Here is an 18517-nt window from a genome sequence, read left to right as displayed (position 1 = left end):
AAGACCGCAGCTCGATGAGGGTCGGCTGACGAACTACACCCGGTGGGCCGTCCGTGGGCTCGTTCTCGATCGAACGGTCGGTACCTTACCCTCGGTACTTGTTTCGCGTACCGGTTGCAAGCTACGTTGTGCAACATGCTTTTCGGCACTCTCGAGAGACTGCCGGTCGCCCGGCGGTGGAGTCGAAGAGTTGCCAGCTTCCGTCGTCCGCACCCGGCGGTCGGCCGTGCTGGCTAGGAACACCTGTCCCCGTACAGCTGCGCGATGGCGCGGCTATGCGGGGATTTGTGCGGGTGCCGGCGTTCGGCGAGATCGAGGGCCCGGCCCCAGCGGTATCTGACTGTGACAGGAGCCCTGTTGCGGTCGAGAGCGGCGGGGCCAGGTGCATTTTTCGATCACTACGCTGAAGGGCTGGTTACCGTGTCCACGGAATCGTCTCGGGGGGAAGAGCTCGCTGGGCCATGGCGTAAAGCCAAGGCGAGCGCGCTGGGGAACTGTGTTGAAGTGCGAACGCGTGCCGGAGAAGTGGACATCCGGGACAGCAAGCGTCCGACCGCCGGCCACCTCACGGTGTCGCCGGCCATCTTCCGTTCCTGGATCGAATCACTAAAGGAAAGCTGATTCAGTTCAGCCGGGGTGGAACGCCTCCGATGATCCGCACGGGTTCGGCGAGGTGTTCCGCCTCGGCTGCGCATGAATTCGGCTCGAGTTCTGCGTGAAGTCGTGAATTCGTAAGCTCGATATTTCTAGCTCTTGCGCTGAGTAATTGCCTGCGTACGATGAGATGATCCTAGGTGTCGTGAAGTTGGCCGACCGCGGAGGATCTCGCGGATTCGAGAGAACTCCGGAAAGTCGAGTGCAGCGCCTCTCTTCCAGTCGCTGATGTGACGCGTGAGGTTTCTGAATTCCTTGTGTTCAAGTATTCGGATGGTGAGCTGTCTCGACGCTCGAAATGAGGGATACTCGAAGGTCCGAGGACCCGTAATGGCACGCATGGGGTGGGATGTGGCCGCCGGGTCATGAGGAGGGGATGTGGAGCGTGGCGAAGAAGGACGGGGAATTCCGGAAGTCGACCTACAGCGGCATCGGCAACTGCGTCGAAGTCGCCGTGGATAACGTCGGCGTCCGGATGCGGGACTCCAAAACGGTTCCGGGTGGAGTGGTCTTAGCTTTTACCACGTCGGTATGGAGTGACTTCCTTGCGGACACGAAGGGCGGGCGCTTCGACCCACCGAGCCGCTGAGCGGCTCACCGCACCACGAACGACTGTTCCCTCTGCGCAGGACGAGGTTGCGCAGAGGGAACAGCCGTTTCTCGGCCCGGCCCCTGGGCCGGAGCTGACCGGGGCGGCGACTGCCCCGGTCAGCCGATCGTGAGTTCTCGCACCTCCGGCCCCGGCACCCGCGCGAGCAGGAACTCCGTCGCGGACGTCTCGTACCGGGTGAACCCGTCGAGTTCGCTGTTCAGTACCACCACCGGCCACGCGTCGGGGTCGTCGGACGTCACGGCCCAGCCGGCGATCCGCCCGTCGTGGAGCAGACCCCACGGCAGGATGCCGCCCGGCTCGGGATGGAACGGCGGCGGAACGCGGTCGTACGTGATCGCGCGGAGGGCACTCACCATCCGCTCGATGCCGTGCAACCAGTTGACGAGGTCGAGCGCGGCCCCCGGCGAGCTCGGACCGTGGACCACCACGTCGGCGACGACGCCCGGCCCGCGGTCGTCGATGAGCCGGCGGTAATCGGCCGGAAGTGCGGTGCCGAGCCGGCTCTCCACGGCGGGCCAGTGGATCTCGGTACGGCGCGGAAGCCGAGGTGGATCCACCCGGCGCAGCAACCCGACGGCGTCCTGCGGTGCGGACGGGGACTCGCTGACTACCCAGACGGTTTCGCGGCGGAAGCGTGCCCAAAGAGTGTTCATCGCACTCAACCCCTCCAACGGGCTGCCCATCTCCCGTTCACTCGAATTATGGGTGAGGATCTGTCGCTGTGCAAGATGCAGCGAGCAAGTCGATGTTCGGCAAATGTCTGTGGGCAAGATAGGGATCGCAAATCTATTGTCGCAAAGCGCTTCCACCGTCGATTCCGTGTAGCCCGCGGGGCTATCCGGACAGACGTGATTTGCAGCGTTCAAAGTGGTGACGGCTGAGGGTCCGAGCCACCGCCTCGACGGCAGATGACACCATCCTTGCCATGAAGACGTCGGGGCGGACCGAGGAAGAGGTCGCCGAACCCGCCGCGCCGGTCATCGAGGCGCCCGAACCGCCTCGCCGTGTCCACCGTCCTCTCGACCTCGTCCGCCTGCTCGTCTCGGTCGTGGCCCTCGCCGTCGCGATGCTCGTCGGCGCGTTCACCACGAACACCGTGGCCGGCATCGACAAGGACTTCACGAACGCCACCGAACCGCTGCCCACCGCGCTCGGCGTCCTGATCACGACCGGTTCGGGCCTGCTCATGCTCGCGCTGCCCGCGGTGATCGTCGTCGACCTGCTGATCCGGCGTCGGCTGCGGATCCTCGCCGACGGCACGCTCGCGTTCCTGGCCTGCCTCGCCTGGGTCGCGGCGCTGCAGTCGGTGCTCCGCCAGCTCGCCAACGCCGACGCGCTCGCCGCGTCGCTCACCGCGGCGCAAGCCGCCGATCCCGGCATCACCGGCTTCAGCGCCGGGGTGGCCGCGATCGCCACGGTGGCGCAGATCGGACGTCAGCCCCGGCTGCGCGTGCTGGCCGGCATCGTCTTCGTCCTGTTCGGAACCGCGCAGGTCACGTTGGGCGCGACCGCGGTGGCGGTCGTCGTCTCGCTGCTGATCGGCCGCGTCGTCGGCATGTTCGTGCGTTGGGCGGCCGGCACCAACCCGTCCCGTCCGAGCCCGCGTGCGGTCGTCGCGGAGCTGCGCCGGGCCGGGGTGGAACTGGTGTCGCTGCGGCCCCGTCACCTCGACACCGAGGACCCGGTCTACTTCGACGCACTCGACACCGGCGGCCGCGCGCTCGTCGTCCACGTGCTCGACCGCGACCACGAGGGCGCCGGTGTGCTGCAGGCGGTCTGGCGCACGGTCCGCTTCCGGGAACCGGCCGCGCGCAAAGCGCTGGTCTCGCTGCGCCGCGCGGTCGAGCACGAGGCGCTGATCAGCGCCGCGATGGCCGCCGCGGGCGCACGCACGCAGGCGATGGTGGCCGCGGTGCCGGTCGAGCCGGACGCGGTCGTGCTCGCGTACGAGGACGTACCCGGCCCGACGCTCGACGAGATCCCGCTCGAGCAACTGGACGACGAGCGCCTGGACGCGGTCTGGGAGCAGATCCTGCTGCTGCACCGCCGGGCGATCGCCCACCGGGGCCTGGCCGGGCAGAGCATCGTGTTCCCGCCGGACGGCGGCGCCGGGCTCCGGTTCTCCAGCGGTGCCGGCCTGATCGCCGCGCCCGTCGCCGCGCTCCGCATCGACCTGGCGCAGCTGCTGGTGACGCTCGCGCTCAAGGTCGGCGTCGATCGTGCGGTCGACAGCGCGCTGCGTGCGTTGGGCACCGGGCGCCTGGCCGAGGCGGTGTCGGCGCTGCAGCCGGTGGCGCTCGGCCGCACCAGCCGCCAGGCGCTCCGCCGCGACAAGACGCTGCTGGACACCCTGCGCGACCGGGTGCTCGACGTCATCGGCACGGTGCCGCCGGAACCGGTGCGGCTCGAGCGGCTGCGTCCACGCACGATCATCTCGGTCGTCGCGCTCACCGCCGCGGCCTACGTCCTCCTGGACCAGATCGCCGGGCTCGACCTGGTCGTGGTCATCACCAGCGCGGACTGGCGCTGGCTCGCGGTCGCGGTGCTGCTCGGTGCCGTGCGTTTCGTCGGGGCGGCGGTGGCGCTCACCGGTTTCGTCGCCGAGAAGCTCCGGTTCGCCCGGACGTTCCTCGTGCAGATCGCGTCGTCGTTCCTCGGCCTGGTCGCGCCGGCCGGCGTCGGCGGTGCCGCGCTCAACGTCCGCTATCTGCAGCAGGCGGGGGTGCCGGCGGCGGCCGCGGTGGCCGCGGTGGCGCTCTGGCAGATCGGCACCGTCGCGGTCACCGTGCTGTTGCTGATCGTCGTCGGTCTGATCGCCGGCAACGACCAGGCGCGCTCCCTCGAGGTGCCCGACAGCGCGCTGATCACGCTCGGGGTCATCATGGCCGTGGTCGCCGCGGTGTTCATGGTGCCGGTGGGGCGTCGCTTCCTGCTGGCCCGGCTACGGCCCTACCTGGCGCAGATCACCCCCCGGCTGGCCAGCGTGTTCACCCGCCCGGCCCGGCTCGGCGCCGGGGTCTTCGGCACGATCCTGCAGTCGGTGGCCACGGTGCTCGTGATGAGCGCGTGCATCGAGGGCTTCGGCGGGTCGCTGTCCTGGTCGGTCGTCGCGGTGGTGGTGCTCGCGGGAACCGCGCTCGGCTCGGCGGCCCCGACACCGGGTGGCCTCGGCGCGGTCGAAGCGGTGCTGTCGGCCGGCCTGACCGCCGGTGGCCTCGACGGCGCGACCGCGGTCTCGTCCGTTCTCCTGTTCCGCCTGCTCACGTTCTGGCTCCCGGTGCTCCCGGGCTGGCTCGCCTTCACGTTCCTGTCCCGCAAGGCCCTGGTGTAGCGGGCCGTCAGTGGCGGCTGGGCGTTCCCAGCGAGCGCGACACGGCGGTGAACGCGCGGGCGGCCCGGGCCACATCGGCGTCGGACAGCGTGGCTTTGGCGGTGAGGCGCAGGCAGGCGTGGCCGTCGGGAACCGTGGGCGGGCGCAGGCAGCCGACCTCGAACCCGAACTCGGCGAAGATCTGGTGCGCGTGCAGCGCATCCTCGGCTTCGCCGATGCGCACCGTGAGCACCGCGCCGTCGGGTCTGGTCACCAGCAGGCCGGCCGACCGGGCCGCCCACGCGAGTTCGCTCGCGCGTGCGCGCACGGCCGCGACGAGTTCCGGCGTGGACGACAGGATCCGGAGCGCGGTCAGCGCCGCCGCCGCGGACGCCGGAGCGAGACCGGTGTCGAACGCGAACGGCCGGCCCCGGTCGATCAGCTCCTGGATCACCTCCGGCGCACCCAGCACCGCCCCACCCTGCGAGCCCAGCGACGTCGCCAGCGTCAGCGTGCGGACGACGTCGGGCTCGCCGGCCAGGCCGGCCGCGTAGACCGCACCCCGGCCCCGGTCGCCGACCACACCCAGCGCGTGGGCTTCGTTCACCACGAGCAGCGCTCCGGAACGGCGGCAGACACCGTGCAGCTCCGGCAGCGGAGCCAGATCGCCGTCCACGCCGAACAGCGCGTCGGTGAGCACGACCGCGTGCTCCTCCGGGCGGGCGGCGAGCGCCCGCTCCACCGCGGCGACGTCCCGGTGCGGCGTGACCGTCACCCGCGACCGGGTCAGCCGGCAGGCGTCCACGAACGAGGCGTGGTTGACCGCGTCGGACACCAGCAGGACGTCCGGCCCGCCGAGCGCGGCCACCGCGGCCAGGCCGGCCAGGTAGTCCGACGAGAAGACCAGGGCGTCCGGTGCCCCGCAGAACCGGGCCAGCGCGGCCTCCAGGTCGGCGTGCAGAACGGTGGTGCCGGTGACCAGCCGTGACCCGGTCGAGCCGGCGCCCCAGGTGAGCGCGGACGCCGCGGCGGCCGACACCACCCGCTCGTCGGCGCTGAGCCCGAGGTAGTCGCTTCCGGCCAGGTCGACCAGACCGTCGCCGGTGGCCGTCCGGGGGCGCAGCCGGCGGGTGTGGCCCGAGACCGTCCGTACCGAATACGCGTCACGCAGACGCTGCAGGGGATCCGTCACGGTGCTCCGGACATGCACCGCACCCTCCTTCGTTCGGAAACTTGGCACAAACGTACGGGCGACGACACACAGCGTGAGGTCGTAAGCACGAGGAATCACCCGTTCGAAGGATCAGAAGCGGGACGTGCAGAATCGGGGGGTGTCGACTCTCCGGGATCTCGTCGAGGAACACACGTCGCTCTCCGGCGAAGACCTCGAGCACCTCCACCGCCTGGCCGGTGACTGGCAACTACTGGCCGACCTCAGCTTCGCCGACCTCCTGCTCTGGCTGCCGGTCGCGGAGAGCGGGTTCCTCTGCGCCGCCCAGGTCCGCCCGACGACGGCGCCGACGGCCTACCACGACGACATGGTCGGCAAGATGGCCACCGGTTCGGTCGTGGACCAGCTGACCACCGCGATGATCGAGCGGCGGATCTGGCGGGAGGGCGACCCGGTCTGGCACGACGGTGTCCCGGCGCGTCAGGAGGCGATCCCGGTCCGCCGGGGTGACCGGGTGATCGGTGTCGTCGGCCGGGTCACCAACCTGGCCGCCACCCGCGTGCCCAGCCAGTTGGAGCTCAGTTACCTGCAGGCCGCCGACGACCTCTGCCTGATGGTCGCCGGGGGGACGTTCCCGCCGCCGCCGGTGGAGGAGAAGACCGCGTCGGCGCCGCGGGTGGGTGACGGGCTGGTGCGGCTGAACTCGCTCGGGGTGGTCACCTACGCGAGCCCGAACGCCCAGTCGGCGTACCGGCGGCTGGGCCTGGCGGGTGACCTCGTCGGCGAGGACCTGGCGACGCTCACCCGCGGCCTGGCGACCGACCCGCTCGACGGGGGAGAGGTCTGCTCACGCATCCAGGCGGCGGTGCGGGGCGAGGTGAAGGGCCGCACCGATGTGGAGGCGCGGGGTGCGACCGCGCTCATCCGGGCGCTCCCGCTGCTGCCCGACGGCGTCCCGATCGGTGCGCTGGTGCTCGTCCGGGACGTCACCGACGTCCGGCGCCGGGACAAAGCGCTGGTCACGAAAGACGCGACGATCCGCGAGATCCACCACCGGGTCAAGAACAACCTGCAGACGGTGGCCGCGCTGCTGCGTCTGCAGGCCCGCCGGGTGGCGACGGCGGACGCGCGGGCGGCGCTGGAGGAGTCGGTGCGGCGGGTCGCGTCGATCGCGATGGTGCACGAGACGCTGGCCTCGTCGCTGGACGAGACCGTGGACTTCGACTCGATCGTCGACCGGGTGATCTCGATGGTGGCCGAGGTGGCGGCGCCGGAGTCGCAGGTGGTGGTCCGGCGCGTCGGGTCGTTCGGCGTGCTGTCGGCGCAGATCGCCACGCCGTTGGTGACCGTCGCGACCGAGCTGGTGCAGAACGCGGTGGAGCACGCCTACGGGCCGGGGGAGGCCGGTGAGGTGATCGTGGCCGCGCACCGCTGGCGGGGGCGGCTGCACGTCCGCATCACCGACGACGGCCGGGGGCTGCCGCCGAACTTCCGGCTCGACGGCTCCGAGCGGCTCGGCCTGCAGATCGTCCGGACGCTCGCCACCGGCGAGCTCAACGGCACCCTCGAGCTGCGCCCCCGCTCCGAGGGCGGCACCGAAGCCGTCCTGGTCGTCCCGCTCATCCCCTCACGCTGAACGTGAACGGCCCCGGATTCTCGAGGAATCCGGGGCCGGTCAGGCTCGTGCGAAGGTTTCAGGCGGTGCGGGCCCGCTGCCGGTTGCGACGCTTGAGCGCCCGGCGTTCGTCCTCGCTCATACCGCCCCACACACCGGCGTCCTGACCCGACTCGATCGCCCACTCGAGACAAGACTCGGTGACCGAACAGCGGCGGCAGACAGCCTTCGCCTCTTCCACCTGCAGCAGCGCCGGCCCGGTCGTCCCAATCGGGAAGAACAGCTCGGGGTCCTCGTCGCGGCAGAGGGCGCGGTGGCGCCAGTCCATGCCAACTCTCCTCGTATTGATCTGGGTCGCCGTCCCTGCCCACACCGAGCCGGACGGCGGACTCAAAAGCTCATGTGTGGTGTTGCTTGTGAATGCTTTCACGAACTACGGCTATGTCAAGGGGTTGTGAACCTTATTTAAACCGTGCGTGAGCCGACTCACCTGCGGTTAGATCGGACAATACGCTAGTAACGGTGTACTTCACCCTCATATGAGGCTCAAGCCGCGGAGAGAGTTACGCTCCGCATCCACCGTCCGCCTCCGCTCCGCTCGGTACCGACACGAGGCGTGTGCGGCTCCGAGTGTCGCGGATGTCGGCTGCCGACCTTGATCCGCAGAGGAGTAGCCGACTCAACTGCCGTGTCGGTAACGCCCCTCACTGCCATGAACGCTCATGCGGCGGGGGATTCCGCGCTTCTTAACGCCTAAAACGTTCGGGCACGAGGAATTTTTAAGGTCCGGGGTTCAGTGTGCGTGCGCAACACTGTGCGGTCATCTGAATAAGCGCACCGTGGTCATCTGTTGAAGCGTCGGAAAATGACCGACTCAGACGACGACGCGCAACGCCGCGGGCACAGAAGTGAACCGCATCTCGCTCAGTTCCCCGAGGTAGTCCCCGTCCACTTGAGCGGCGAGCGGAGGGTCCGAACGCAGGACGAAGCCGGACAGGTCGTGGCGACGCAGAATTTTCCTGCCGTGCGGGTCGGGGCTCGGCGAAAGCGCCTGCCAGACCGTGCGCAGGGTCGTCGTCACGCCGAGCGTGCGGAACGCCAACAAATCCAAGCCCGTCTCGAACGACGCGTCCGGACACGGATTGACCGGGCGTGGCCCCAAATAGGTCCACGGTGAACAGTTCTGCACGATCACCGCGCCGAAACGGCCGCTGGGCTCCGGCTGGCCCGGGTCCGGTGTTTCGATTTTCAGTTCGACGTTCGACGCACGACGTTCGGTGCCACCGGTGTATTGGGTGACCGCGGAACGCACGTACAGGCCGGGGGTCGCGGTGCGGCCGCGGCTGCGTGCTTTCTCCACCCGCCCGACAACGGCCGCGTCGAGCCCGTAGCCGGCGCAGAAGATGAACCAGCGGTCGTTGACCCGGCCGAGCCCGATCGTGCGCCGACGGCCCTCTCGGATGGCTTCCAGCAACAGGCCGGTCGCGTCCACGGCGTCGCGGGGGGCGCCGAGCGCGCGGATGAACACGTTCGCCGAGCCGCCGGGCACCACCCCGAGGGCCGGGACGCGCTCACCGGGGCCGTCGGCGAGCATGCCGTTGACGACCTCGTTCACGGTGCCGTCACCGCCGAGCGCCACCACGACGTCGAATTCCTCGCGGGTGGCCCTGGTGCCCAGCTCGATCGCGTGACCCCGGTGGGTGGTCTCCGCGACCTCGAGGTCGCGCAACTGGGCCGAGAGGGCGGAGACCAGCACCTCACGCGTGCGCGGCCCGGTGGTCGTGGCGGTAGGGTTGACCACCAGGAGTGCACGCATGGTGGCGACTCTACTTGTCGGTAGGCTAGAGCTGTGACAGACCGCCCGAATCCCACCGCGCCGGAGGACGAGGCCGTCGACGGCCCGCTGACGCTCCGGGTCGGCGTCCTCGTGTTGTGGATCCAGGCCGCGCTGGTCGCGCTCCTCGCGGTCGTCGAGCTGGTGCAGCTCATCCGCAACGGCACCGACCAGTTCGAGTGGGCGGCGTGGATCATCGCCGGCCCGCTGGTGGCGGCGGTGGCGTTGTTCTTCGCCGGACGGCTGCTGATCAACCGCCGGCTCGCCGGGCGGGGGCTCGCGGTCACGATCCAGTTGTGCGCGGTCCCAGTGGCGTTCTTCATGATCACCGGCGACAACGACGCCTGGGTGCGGGTCGTCGGCGCCCTGATCGCCCTCTCGGTGGTCGCCGCGGTCGCGCTCGTCGTCGCTCCGGCGTCCCGCCGAGCACTGGTCGCCTGAACGACCGGAGGGTGATCGACCGTTCGACCGATCACCCTCTGTCATCGAGTGGCAACTACTCTCGGTGCTCCAGACCCTCACGCAAGTGTGCCAACGTCCGGCTGAGCAACCGGGACACGTGCATTTGTGAGACGCCGATCTCCGCGGCTATCTCCGATTGCGTCATGTTCGCGAAGAATCTCAGGGCCAGAATCTGTCGTTCCCGGGAGCTGAGCCGGCTCAGCAGCGGGCGGAGCGAGGCCCGGTGCTCGACGTTCTCGAGCGCCGCCTGGGCGTCGCCCGCGGCCGGATGGGCGGCGCCGCCCGGTGAGTCGTCGGCCAGCTCGACGTCCAGTGACACGGTTGTGTAAGCGTGTGCCGAGCCGATCGCCTCGAGCACTTCCTCCTCGGTCAGGTGGGTGTACCCGGCCAGCTCGGCGATCGTGGGGGAGCGGGAGAGGCGGCCGAACAGGTCGCCGGTGGCCCGGGAGACCGCGAGCGTGTGCTCCTGCATGCGACGCGGCACCCGGATCGCCCAGCCGCGGTCCCGGAAGTGCCGTTTGACTTCACCAACCACCGTAGGTGTGGCATATGTGGAGAATTCGACCCCGCGTTCGAGATCGAAGCGGTCCACCGCCTTGATCAACCCGATCGTGGCCACCTGGACGAGGTCGTCCATCGGCTCGCCGCGCCCGGCGAACCGGCGCACCAGGTAGTGCGCCAGCGGCAGGTGGCGTCGCACCAGCTCGTCGCGGTGGGTGCGCCACTCCGCGCTTCCCGGCGCGCACGCGTGCAGCCGCCGGAACAGCTCGTGCGAGGCGTGCCGGTCGCGTTCGGCCGGGGTGAGCGTCTCGCCGTCGGGTGGCGCCGGGCGCCGCATCGGCGCGCGGCGCAGCGGCGGGCCGACGTCGGTCGGCGTCTCGTCGGTGGCGCAGTCGTCGGCCGGCCCGGCCGGTACCGGGACGCGGGAGGGGTCGTGCGCGGTCGGCTCGCTCCGGGTGGAACGGCGACCGGCCGGTCTGACCCCGGGTTCGGCGGACGAGCTTCGGTTGGCGGCGGCGGGACGTCGGGTGCCGCTCACGAGGTGCGGCTCCGCCGCTTGACCAGCCCGATGGTGAGCTGGTCGTCGCTGACCTCGGCGTCCACTTCGCCGGTCAGTGCGGTGAGCACCTGCCAGGCGAACGTGTTCTGCGGGGGCAGACTGCGGCGGACGCCGGGGAGCGTCACGGTGACGGCTATCTCGTCGGTGGTGAGGGTGAAGCGGCAGTGCAGCTCCGAGTCGGGGAGCTCCTCGCCGTTGAGCAACATCGCGCAGGCCTCGTCGACGGCGATCCGCAGATCTTCGATCTCGTCGAGCGTGAAGTGCAGACGCGCCGCCAGGCCGGCCGTGGCGGTACGGAGTACGGAGAGGTAAACGCTGTTCGCCGGCAGGGTCAACAGGACGATGTCCGCATCCGGATCCACACCGTCCCCTTTCGTGCTGCTCGACGTCGGGTCGCCCGCCGACGGGTCGCCCGGCGTACGAGTGCCCGGAACGTAGCCGGCCAGGAGTGCGCCGGACGTGGGCGACAAGACGCCCGAACCTCCGACGCTGCCGCTGTGCTGAGCCGCCCTCGCCTCCACGCCACCCCTCCCCGTGCGCCGTCGCCGTCTGGCCGTTTGTCGCGCTATGCGGTGTTCCCCCGCCCGCACTTTACGACCCGGCGGGGTCGGAGGGGAGTCCACACGCGAGTAGCGGTGGTGATCGGCGTGTCCGGTGGGTCAGCTGTCGGCCAGGCGGGCGAGCTCAGCTCCGTCGACGCGGTGGGGGATCCATTCGGTCAACGCGGTGGCGCCCATCGCGGCGTAGGCGTCGCGGGCCGGGGTGTTCCAGTCCAGGACGAACCACTCCAGCCGGGCGTACCCGCGTTCCCGGCAGATCTGGGCCAGCCGGGAGAGCAGAGCGCGCGCCGCCCCGCCGCGGCGCGCCTCCGGACGGACGTAGAGGTCCTCGAGGTAGATGCCGTGGACACCGCGCCAGGTGGAGAAGTTCAGGAACCAGAGCGCGAACCCGAGGACGGCACCGTCCCGTTCGACGACGTGCCCGAACAGGGCGGGCGAGGAGCCGAACAGAGCCGTGTGAAGCTGCGCCGCGGTGAGCGTGCACTCGTCCGGAGCCTTCTCGTAGGCCGCCAGTTCGTGCACCATCGCGACGATGTCGGCGACGTCGTCCGGTGTCGCCTCGCGGACGATCACCAGACCGCCGGTGCGTTCCAGCGGCGGATCACCGGCAGGTCGTGTTCGGTGCCCAGCACGCCGAGCGTCGCCGTGTCGAGCGCGAACAGGCGCCCCTCCGAGGCCGGCAGACCCAGCCAGCGGGCCGCCAGCACACGCAGGATGTGCCCGTGGGCGAACAGCACGACGTTGCCCTCGGGCAGCGCCGCGCGGGCGCGGTCCAGGACGCGGTCGACGCGCTGACCGGCCTGCTCGACGGTCTCGCCGCCCGGGTTCGGGTGGGTCCAGACCGACCAGCCGGGGTCGCGCTCACGGATCTGCGGGGTGGTGATGCCCTCGTAGTCGCCGTAGTCGACCTCGCGGAGGTCCTCGTCGAGCTCGACCGCGACGTCGGCGAGCTCGGCGGTGCGACGGGCCCGCTCGAGCGGGCTGGAGAGCGCCAGCACCGCGGGACGGCCCCCGAGCACCGCGCTCAGCACGGGCTTGAGCGCCAGCGCGACCGCTTCCCCGTTCCCGGTCAGCGGCAGGTCCGTGTGACTGGTGTGCTGCCCCGACTTCGACCATTCGGTCTCGCCGTGGCGTACCAGGTAGATCGAGGGGTGGCTCGAAGAAACAGCGCCGGCCGCCCCCACTTCCGCGGGGGTGGCCGGCGCTGTGTCGTCCGCGCGAGACGTCACGCCTTCTTGGTCTCCCAGAAGATCTCGGCGATCTCATCGATCTTGCCGAGAAGCTGGTCGGCGACCGCGACGTCGAGGGTGCCCTTGCCGCCGGACGCGCCGGCGAGCTTGGTGGCCTCGTTGAACAGCTGGTGCAGCTGCGGGTACTTCTCGAAGTGCGGCGGCTTGAAGTAGTCCGTCCACAGCACCCACAGGTGGTGCTTGACGAGCTCCGACCGCTGCTCCTTGATGAGGATGGCCCGGGTGCGGAACACCGGGTCCTCGTTCCCGTGGTACTTCTCGATGATGGCCTTAACCGACTGCGCCTCGATCCGGGCCTGGGCCGGGTCGTAGACGCCGCAGGGCAGGTCGCAGTGGGCATGTGCGACAGTGCGCGGCGCAAGGAAGCGCGGCAACCGCATGGTCTCAGTCCTCCGGTGGGATGAAGCGTCCTACGAACGACTACGTTCAGAACCCTACTCCCGCTACTTGGCAGGTGAATCAGGGTGACCCCGGCGGACGACGTGCAAACGCCCGCTGAGCGGTCTCTCGGGCGTGGCCGGCTGATCCACATCCTCGTCAGCGGGCCCTCGATGGTGCCGACTCTCCGGCACGACGACCACGTCGTCGTGCACCGCACCCGGCGCATCCGCCCCGGTGACGTGGTCGTCGGGTCGTTCCCCGCCCGCCCGGACCTGCTGGTCGTCAAGCGTGCGGTGCGTCGCGAGGGCGGCGGCTGGTGGCTGGTCTCGGACAACGAGGCGGTCACCGACGACTCGCGCCGGTACGGGCCGGCCGAGGTCTACGGGCGTGTCGTGGTGCGCTGCTGGCCGCCGCGCCGGGTCGGTATCGTGCAGTGAAATAGTGCACGCAGTCCCACACGGTGGTACTCCTGATCGTCCCACCGTGCGAGAATCTCGAGTTATCTCCGGGCGACCCCCGGGTGACGCGACCGCACCCACAGACCGTGGGGTCTTGTCGCACCGCATCGCCGACGGGCCCTGTTGATGAACCCGGGCTCGTCGCCGTCGCCGCACCCGACAGTCGATTCGAGGAGCCCCCAAGTGAGCGCCCTGCAGATCAATCCGTCCGTCCGCGACACCGAGGCCGTCCCCGATCCCGTCTTCGCCGCCCACCGCGGCGGCAAGATGGAGATCGCGGCCACGATCCCGCTGGAGAACCGGGACGACCTCTCGATCGCCTACACGCCCGGCGTCGCCCGGGTGTGCACCGCGATCGCCGAGGAGCCCGCGCTGTTCGACGAGTACACCTGGGCCTCACGCACGATCGCCGTGGTCACCGACGGCACCGCCGTGCTCGGCCTGGGCAACATCGGCCCGAAGGCCGCGATGCCGGTGATGGAGGGCAAGGCCGTCCTGTTCAAGCAGTTCGGCGGCGTCGACGCGGTGCCGATCTGCCTCGACACCACCGACCCGGAGGAGATCGTCGAGACGGTGGCGCGTCTGGCGCCGTCGTTCGGCGGCATCAACCTCGAGGACATCAGCGCGCCGCGGTGCTTCGCCGTCGAGGCGATGCTCGCCGAACGGCTCGACATCCCGGTCTTCCACGACGACCAGCACGGCACCGCGGTGGTGGCCACCGCGGCGATGGAGAACGCCGCCCGGCTCACCGGCCGCGCGCTCGGCGACCTGCGCGCGGTGGTCTCCGGGGCCGGCGCGGCCGGCGTCGCGGTGACGAAGATGCTGCTCGCCGCGGGTGTGGGTGACATCGCGGTCGCGGACTCGAAGGGCATCATCCACGTCGGCCGGGACAACCTCACGCCGGTCAAGGGTGAGCTGGCCGCGATCACGAACAAGGCCGGGATCACCGGCTCGCTGGAGGACGCGCTCAAGGGCGCCGACGTGTTCATCGGGCTCTCCGCCGGGCAGGTGCCCGAGGAGGCGGTGGCCACGATGGCGCCGGACTGCTTCATCTTCGCGATGGCCAACCCCGACCCCGAGGTGCACCCGGACGTCGCCCACAAGTACGCCGCGGTCGTCGCGACCGGACGGAGCGACTACCCGAACCAGATCAACAACGTGCTCGCGTTCCCGGGCATCTTCCGGGGCGCGCTCGACGTCCGGGCGACCGCGATCACCGAGGGCATGAAGCTCGCGGCGGCCGACGCGCTGGCCGCGGTGGTCTCCGACGAGCTGCGTGCCGACCACATCATCCCCAGCCCGTTCGACCCCCGGGTCGCACCGGCCGTCGCCTCCGCGGTCGCCGCGGCGGCCCGCGCGGACGGCGTCGCCCGGCTCTAGAACGAGCGGTCCGGAGCCGCACCCGCACGGACGCGGGTGCGGCTCCGTCGTGTTCAGACCCGGCTGGTGCGGGTGGGGCGTTCGTAGGGGGAGCCGCGCCAGGTGTAGCCCACGAGCGTGGTGAGGACGACGGTGGCCGCCACGCCCACGTAGTTCCAGGGGCCGAGTGCCTCGACGAACGGCACCTCGAGCAGCGTGTAGACGAGCAGCCACACGGCGCCGCCGAAGATCAGGGCGGAGCTGAGCGCGCCGTGCCACGGGCCGGACGGCGGCTTCGGATCGGGGCGCGTTCGATACGCGCCGGCTAAGTCTGACACGGCGCCTCCTCGTGACAGGGTCGCTGACATCTGGCTGCCTCTTGTCAGCGGAGTATCTCGGATGCCATCGTGCGTTGTCGAGGTTTTCTCGAGAGAGGACGACCAGTGACCAGCGCATCGTGGCGCGACGGGCGCCGTTACCTGTGGCCGTCGGCCGTCGTGGTTCCGATCCTGCCGTTCCTCAGCTACGGCATCGTGACGCAGACCGGCGTGGAGGGCTGGTGGTGGCTCACCCCCGGCCTGGTGTTCGTGCTCATCCCGCTGGTCGACATGGTCGGCGGCGACGACGTCGGCAACCCGCCGGAGGACCTGGCGAAGGGCCTGCAGGCCGACCGGTACTACCGCTGGCTCACCTACCTCTACCTGCCGCTGCAGCTCGGCGGCCTGGTGCTCGGCTCCTGGCAGTGGCAGCGCGGTGACCTCGGCTGGGTCGGCCTGGCCGGCGTGCTGGTGTCGGTCGGCACGGTGAACGGCATCGCGATCAACGCCGCCCACGAGCTCGGCCACAAGCGGGAGAACCTGGAACGCTGGCTGTCGAAGATCGCGCTCGCGCCGACCGCCTACGGCCACTTCTACGTCGAGCACAACCGCGGGCACCACAGCCGGGTGGCCACCCCGGAGGACCCGGCGAGCTCGCGCCTGGGCGAGAGCTTCTGGCGGTTCTGGCCGCGGACGGTCCTCGGCAGCGCGCGGTCGGCCTGGCACCTCGAGTTCAGCCGGTTCACGCTGCGCAAACGCAACCCCTGGACGTGGCGCAACGACGTGCTCAACGCGTGGGTGATGACCCTCGTGCTGTTCGTGGCCCTGACCGTGGCGTTCGGCCCCGGCCTGATTCCGTTCCTGCTGGCCCAGGCCGTGCTCGGGTTCTCGTTCCTCGAGGTCGTCAACTATCTGGAGCACTACGGGCTGCGCCGGTCGTTCAACGGCTCGCGCTACGAGCGGGTCGACGAGCAGCACAGCTGGAACTCCAACCGGCTGGTCACCAACATGTTCCTCTACCAGCTGCAACGCCACAGCGACCACCACGCGAACCCGATCAGGCGCTACCAGATCCTGCGCACGTACGACACGTCGCCGCAGCTGCCCGCCGGTTATGCCACGATGATCGTCGTGGCGCTCTTCCCCCCGCTCTGGCGCCGCATCATGGACCCGCGGGTGATCGAGCACTACGACGGCGACCTCGACCGGGCCAACCTCCACGAGCCGGCCCGCGCCCGCCTGGCCGCCCGCTACGGCCCGCGCCCCGGCGGCACCCTCGCCACGGAGACTCCTTGAGGTACGTCGAGCGGGCCCGGGCGGGGATGCGCGAGGCCGTACTCGACGCGGTCGAGATGCTGGTGCTCGACCGCGGCTGGCAGCACACCCGCATGGCGGACGTGGCCGACGCGGCCGGGGTCAGCCGGCAGACCGTCTACCAGCTGTTCGGCTCGCGCGACGAGCTCGCCCAGCAGTACGTGCTGCGGGAGGCCGACCGGTTCCTGGGGACGGTGGAGGACGCGGTCGCGGCTTCTGCCGACGATCCGTACCGGGCCGTCGAGGCGGCGCTGGACGCGTTCCTCACCGGCGCCGCTGACAACCCGATGGTGAAGGCGATCCTCTGCGGCGACGACCTGCTGCCGCTGGTCACCACCCAGGGCCTGCCGGTGATCGAGCTCGCCCGCGAGCGGCTCATCGGGGTGATCGGCGTGCACTGGCCGTTCCTGGATCCCGGCGACGTCCGGCTGTTCGCGGAGACCGTCGCCCGGCTCGCGATCAGCCACGCCACCGTCGCCAGCGGCGACGCGGTCCGCGAGATCACCCGCGTGCTGCGTCCGTTCATCACCGAAGTGTTCGCCGCCTCACAGCCCTGAATCGAGTACCCGGCGGTAGCGTCGGGAGATGTTCGCCGCATACGCCGCACGTATCGATGACGCCGATCCGTTGTCCGCGCTCGAGACCGGCGAGGTGCCCGACCCGACGCCGCCGGACGGCTGGGTCGTGGTCGACGTCGTCGCCAGCGCGCTCAACCACCACGACCTCTGGTCGCTGAAGGGCGTCGGACTGGGCGCCGACGCGCTGCCGATGATCCTCGGCTGCGACGCCGCCGGGCGCGACCCGGACGGCAATGAGGTCGTCGTCTACTCGGTCGTGGCCGACCCCGCGTCAGGGAAGACCTCGATCCTCTCGGAGAAGTTCCCCGGGACGATCGCCGAGAAGGTCGCGGTGCCGCGGGAGTCGCTGGTGCCCAAGCCGGCCGAACTCTCGTTCGCCGAGGCGGCGTGTCTGCCGACGGCCTGGCTCACCGCCTACCGGATGCTGGTGTCCTGCGGCCGGGTCGGCGAGGGGTCCTCGGTGCTGGTGCAGGGCGCCGGCGGCGGGGTCGCGACCGCGGCCGTGGCGATCGGTACCGCGCTCGGGGCCACCGTGTACGCGACGAGCCGGGACGCGGCGAAGCGGGAGCGGGCCGAGAAGCTGGGTGCGGTCGCGCTGGAGAGCGGGGCGCGGCTGCCGCAGCGTGTCGACTGCGTGATCGAGACCGTCGGTGAGGCGACGTTCGACCACTCGCTGAAGTCGCTGAAGCCGGGCGGACGGCTCGTGGTGTCGGGGGCGACGTCGGGCCACCTGCCGCGCGTCGACCTGCGGCGGGTGTTCTTCCTCGACATCTCGATCCTCGGGACGTCGATGGGGTCGCGTGACGAGCTGGCCGGGCTGCTCGACCTGTGCGCCCGCACCGGCCTGCGCCCGATCGTCGACTCCACGTTCCCGCTCTCCCGGGCGAAGGACGCGTTCGCCCACCTGCAGTCCGGAGACGTCTTCGGCAAAGTAGTAATCGAGAACGACCTGTAGCGGGCGGCGGCCCGCCGAACGAATCGGCGGGCCAGCCGCTCACGCCTGGAGCTTCGTGATGATCCCGTCGAGCAAGGGCTTGTACTCGGCGGACTGGTCGGTGGGCTCGGGGCTGGACACCGTCATCGAGATGAGGTTGTGGCCGACCTGGGCCTCATAGACCGTCAGGTGGACGCTGGCGCCCTGGTAGGTCGCCGTGAGACGCACTGCGGTCTGCTTCTCGCCGATCGCGATCGGCGCCACGCGCTCGGCGGTGAAGTCGATCGCCATCTCTTCGTCACTGGCGGTGAACTTCTGGCAGCTGTCGACGAGTTGCCCGGCCGCGAGCGGCAGCCCGCTGTCGGCCGCCTGCTTCCACGAGGTGACCTCGAACGCCACCGCGTTCTGACCGGCGGAATCCTTCGTGAACGTGATGGTCTGCTTCGTCGCCAGTTTCGGCTTGTAGCCGGGGTAGTCCGTGGAGAACTCGTTCATCAACGGACTGCAAGACTTCGGTGTCACCGTTGGCTGGGTGGTGTCGGTGCCGGTCTCCGTGACCGTCCAGCCCTGCCCCGGCAGATCGGTGACGGCCGGGAGGGCCGCCTTCGCCTGCTCGGCGGTGAGCAGGCGGCCCTCCGGCTTCTCGG

20 protein-coding genes are annotated in these 18517 nt (G+C 70.4%); 10 read left to right on the top strand and 10 right to left on the bottom strand.

Translation table 11 applies throughout. The features are described from left to right. Window positions 1-264: 264 nt before the first annotated feature. Together ABD437_RS41650 and ABD437_RS41645 are read left to right on the top strand one after the other, a co-directional pair. Window positions 265-621, top strand: coding sequence for a DUF397 domain-containing protein (locus tag ABD437_RS41650; RefSeq protein WP_344654515.1), 357 nt, complete (start codon window positions 265-267; stop codon window positions 619-621). A gap of 418 nt (window positions 622-1039) precedes the next feature. After that, window positions 1040-1243, top strand: coding sequence for a DUF397 domain-containing protein (locus ABD437_RS41645; protein WP_344654514.1), 204 nt, complete (start codon window positions 1040-1042; stop codon window positions 1241-1243). A gap of 119 nt (window positions 1244-1362) precedes the next feature. Here the strand turns inward: ABD437_RS41645 and ABD437_RS41640 are convergent, their stop codons facing one another. Continuing rightward, a complete protein-coding gene (locus tag ABD437_RS41640; protein WP_344654513.1) occupies window positions 1363-1920 on the bottom strand; it encodes a hypothetical protein in 558 nt (185 codons plus the stop codon). 272 nt (window positions 1921-2192) lie between these two features. Between ABD437_RS41640 and ABD437_RS41635 the strand changes: the two genes are divergently transcribed. Then, on the top strand, window positions 2193-4598 hold the full coding sequence (locus ABD437_RS41635) for a flippase-like domain-containing protein (RefSeq protein ID WP_344654512.1): 2406 nt from the start codon (window positions 2193-2195) through the stop codon (window positions 4596-4598). 7 nt (window positions 4599-4605) lie between these two features. On the opposite strand, the gene ABD437_RS41630 is transcribed toward ABD437_RS41635, so the two are convergent. Next, a complete protein-coding gene (locus ABD437_RS41630; protein WP_344654511.1) occupies window positions 4606-5769 on the bottom strand; it encodes an aminotransferase class I/II-fold pyridoxal phosphate-dependent enzyme in 1164 nt (387 codons plus the stop codon). Between the two features lie 139 nt (window positions 5770-5908). Between ABD437_RS41630 and ABD437_RS41625 the strand changes: the two genes are divergently transcribed. After that, entirely contained in the window at window positions 5909-7384 is a 1476-nt protein-coding gene (locus ABD437_RS41625; protein WP_344654510.1) for a sensor histidine kinase, read from the top strand. Between the two features lie 58 nt (window positions 7385-7442). Here the strand turns inward: ABD437_RS41625 and ABD437_RS41620 are convergent, their stop codons facing one another. Beyond that, window positions 7443-7691, bottom strand: a complete 249-nt coding sequence (locus tag ABD437_RS41620) for a WhiB family transcriptional regulator (protein ID WP_344654509.1) — start codon at window positions 7689-7691, stop codon at window positions 7443-7445. Between the two features lie 546 nt (window positions 7692-8237). After that, window positions 8238-9179 carry a diacylglycerol/lipid kinase family protein gene (locus tag ABD437_RS41615; protein ID WP_344654508.1) on the bottom strand — a complete coding sequence of 314 codons (942 nt, stop codon included), beginning with the start codon at window positions 9177-9179 and terminating at the stop codon, window positions 8238-8240. A gap of 33 nt (window positions 9180-9212) precedes the next feature. Between ABD437_RS41615 and ABD437_RS41610 the strand changes: the two genes are divergently transcribed. After that, on the top strand, window positions 9213-9638 hold the full coding sequence (locus ABD437_RS41610) for a hypothetical protein (protein WP_344654507.1): 426 nt from the start codon (window positions 9213-9215) through the stop codon (window positions 9636-9638). Between the two features lie 55 nt (window positions 9639-9693). Here ABD437_RS41610 and ABD437_RS41605 read toward each other — a convergent pair whose 3' ends face one another. From ABD437_RS41605 to sodN, 5 genes are all read right to left on the bottom strand, one after another. Next, window positions 9694-10698: a SigB/SigF/SigG family RNA polymerase sigma factor gene (locus tag ABD437_RS41605; protein WP_344654506.1), complete on the bottom strand. Its 1005-nt coding sequence runs from the start codon at window positions 10696-10698 to the stop codon at window positions 9694-9696. Next, entirely contained in the window at window positions 10695-11081 is a 387-nt protein-coding gene (locus ABD437_RS41600) for an ATP-binding protein (RefSeq protein ID WP_344654737.1), read from the bottom strand. The genes ABD437_RS41605 and ABD437_RS41600 overlap by 4 nt, the downstream gene beginning before the upstream one ends. 297 nt (window positions 11082-11378) lie before the next feature. Continuing rightward, window positions 11379-11804 carry a GNAT family N-acetyltransferase gene (locus ABD437_RS41595; RefSeq protein WP_486304014.1) on the bottom strand — a complete coding sequence of 142 codons (426 nt, stop codon included), beginning with the start codon at window positions 11802-11804 and terminating at the stop codon, window positions 11379-11381. Between the two features lie 44 nt (window positions 11805-11848). After that, a complete protein-coding gene (locus tag ABD437_RS41590; RefSeq protein ID WP_425558384.1) occupies window positions 11849-12424 on the bottom strand; it encodes a histidine phosphatase family protein in 576 nt (191 codons plus the stop codon). Between the two features lie 80 nt (window positions 12425-12504). Continuing rightward, window positions 12505-12909, bottom strand: a complete 405-nt coding sequence (gene sodN, locus ABD437_RS41585) for a superoxide dismutase, Ni (RefSeq protein WP_035857444.1) — start codon at window positions 12907-12909, stop codon at window positions 12505-12507. 171 nt (window positions 12910-13080) lie between these two features. Between sodN and ABD437_RS41580 the strand changes: the two genes are divergently transcribed. Then, window positions 13081-13347 (top strand): S24 family peptidase, encoded by a 267-nt coding sequence (locus ABD437_RS41580; RefSeq protein WP_425558371.1) that lies wholly within the window; start codon window positions 13081-13083, stop codon window positions 13345-13347. A 147-nt stretch (window positions 13348-13494) separates the two neighbouring features. Beyond that, complete coding sequence (locus ABD437_RS41575) at window positions 13495-14748, top strand: NAD(P)-dependent malic enzyme (RefSeq protein ID WP_425558370.1); 1254 nt, start codon at window positions 13495-13497, stop codon at window positions 14746-14748. Window positions 14749-14801: 53 nt separating this feature from the next. On the opposite strand, the gene ABD437_RS41570 is transcribed toward ABD437_RS41575, so the two are convergent. After that, a complete protein-coding gene (locus tag ABD437_RS41570; protein ID WP_344654503.1) occupies window positions 14802-15065 on the bottom strand; it encodes a cell division protein CrgA in 264 nt (87 codons plus the stop codon). A gap of 105 nt (window positions 15066-15170) precedes the next feature. Here ABD437_RS41570 and ABD437_RS41565 point away from each other — a divergent pair, with 105 nt between their 5' ends. From ABD437_RS41565 to ABD437_RS41555, 3 genes are read left to right on the top strand one after another with little or no spacing between them, the layout of a single operon-like run. Further along, window positions 15171-16340, top strand: coding sequence for an alkane 1-monooxygenase (locus ABD437_RS41565; protein WP_344654502.1), 1170 nt, complete (start codon window positions 15171-15173; stop codon window positions 16338-16340). Continuing rightward, window positions 16337-16915, top strand: a complete 579-nt coding sequence (locus ABD437_RS41560; RefSeq protein WP_344654501.1) for a TetR/AcrR family transcriptional regulator — start codon at window positions 16337-16339, stop codon at window positions 16913-16915. The genes ABD437_RS41565 and ABD437_RS41560 overlap by 4 nt, the downstream gene beginning before the upstream one ends. Window positions 16916-16943: 28 nt before the next feature. After that, window positions 16944-17891, top strand: a complete 948-nt coding sequence (locus tag ABD437_RS41555) for a zinc-binding dehydrogenase (protein ID WP_344654500.1) — start codon at window positions 16944-16946, stop codon at window positions 17889-17891. The last annotated feature ends 626 nt before the right edge of the window (window positions 17892-18517 follow it).

Origin of the sequence: Cryptosporangium japonicum (genome assembly GCF_039524755.1) — a bacterium.
Lineage (GTDB): Bacteria > Actinomycetota > Actinomycetes > Mycobacteriales > Cryptosporangiaceae > Cryptosporangium > Cryptosporangium japonicum.
The sequence above is the reverse complement of the archived record's forward strand: the minus strand, read 5'-3'. Positions and strand labels throughout refer to the sequence as shown.

Excerpts from the sequence above, each read along its gene's own strand:
- ABD437_RS41620 (WP_344654509.1), bottom strand. The coding sequence starts at position 7,691 with ATGGACTGGCGCCACCGCGCCCTCTGCCGCGACGAGGACCCCGAGCTG.
- ABD437_RS41580 (WP_425558371.1), top strand. The coding sequence starts at position 13,081 with ATGGTGCCGACTCTCCGGCACGACGACCACGTCGTCGTGCACCGCACC.
- ABD437_RS41640 (WP_344654513.1), bottom strand. The coding sequence starts at position 1,920 with ATGAACACTCTTTGGGCACGCTTCCGCCGCGAAACCGTCTGGGTAGTC.
- ABD437_RS41615 (WP_344654508.1), bottom strand. The coding sequence starts at position 9,179 with ATGCGTGCACTCCTGGTGGTCAACCCTACCGCCACGACCACCGGGCCG.
- ABD437_RS41575 (WP_425558370.1), top strand. The coding sequence starts at position 13,495 with ATGAACCCGGGCTCGTCGCCGTCGCCGCACCCGACAGTCGATTCGAGG.
- ABD437_RS41555 (WP_344654500.1), top strand. The coding sequence starts at position 16,944 with ATGTTCGCCGCATACGCCGCACGTATCGATGACGCCGATCCGTTGTCC.
- ABD437_RS41595 (WP_486304014.1), bottom strand. The coding sequence starts at position 11,804 with ATGGTGCACGAACTGGCGGCCTACGAGAAGGCTCCGGACGAGTGCACG.
- ABD437_RS41650 (WP_344654515.1), top strand. The coding sequence starts at position 265 with ATGGCGCGGCTATGCGGGGATTTGTGCGGGTGCCGGCGTTCGGCGAGA.
- sodN (WP_035857444.1), bottom strand. The coding sequence starts at position 12,909 with ATGCGGTTGCCGCGCTTCCTTGCGCCGCGCACTGTCGCACATGCCCAC.
- ABD437_RS41635 (WP_344654512.1), top strand. The coding sequence starts at position 2,193 with ATGAAGACGTCGGGGCGGACCGAGGAAGAGGTCGCCGAACCCGCCGCG.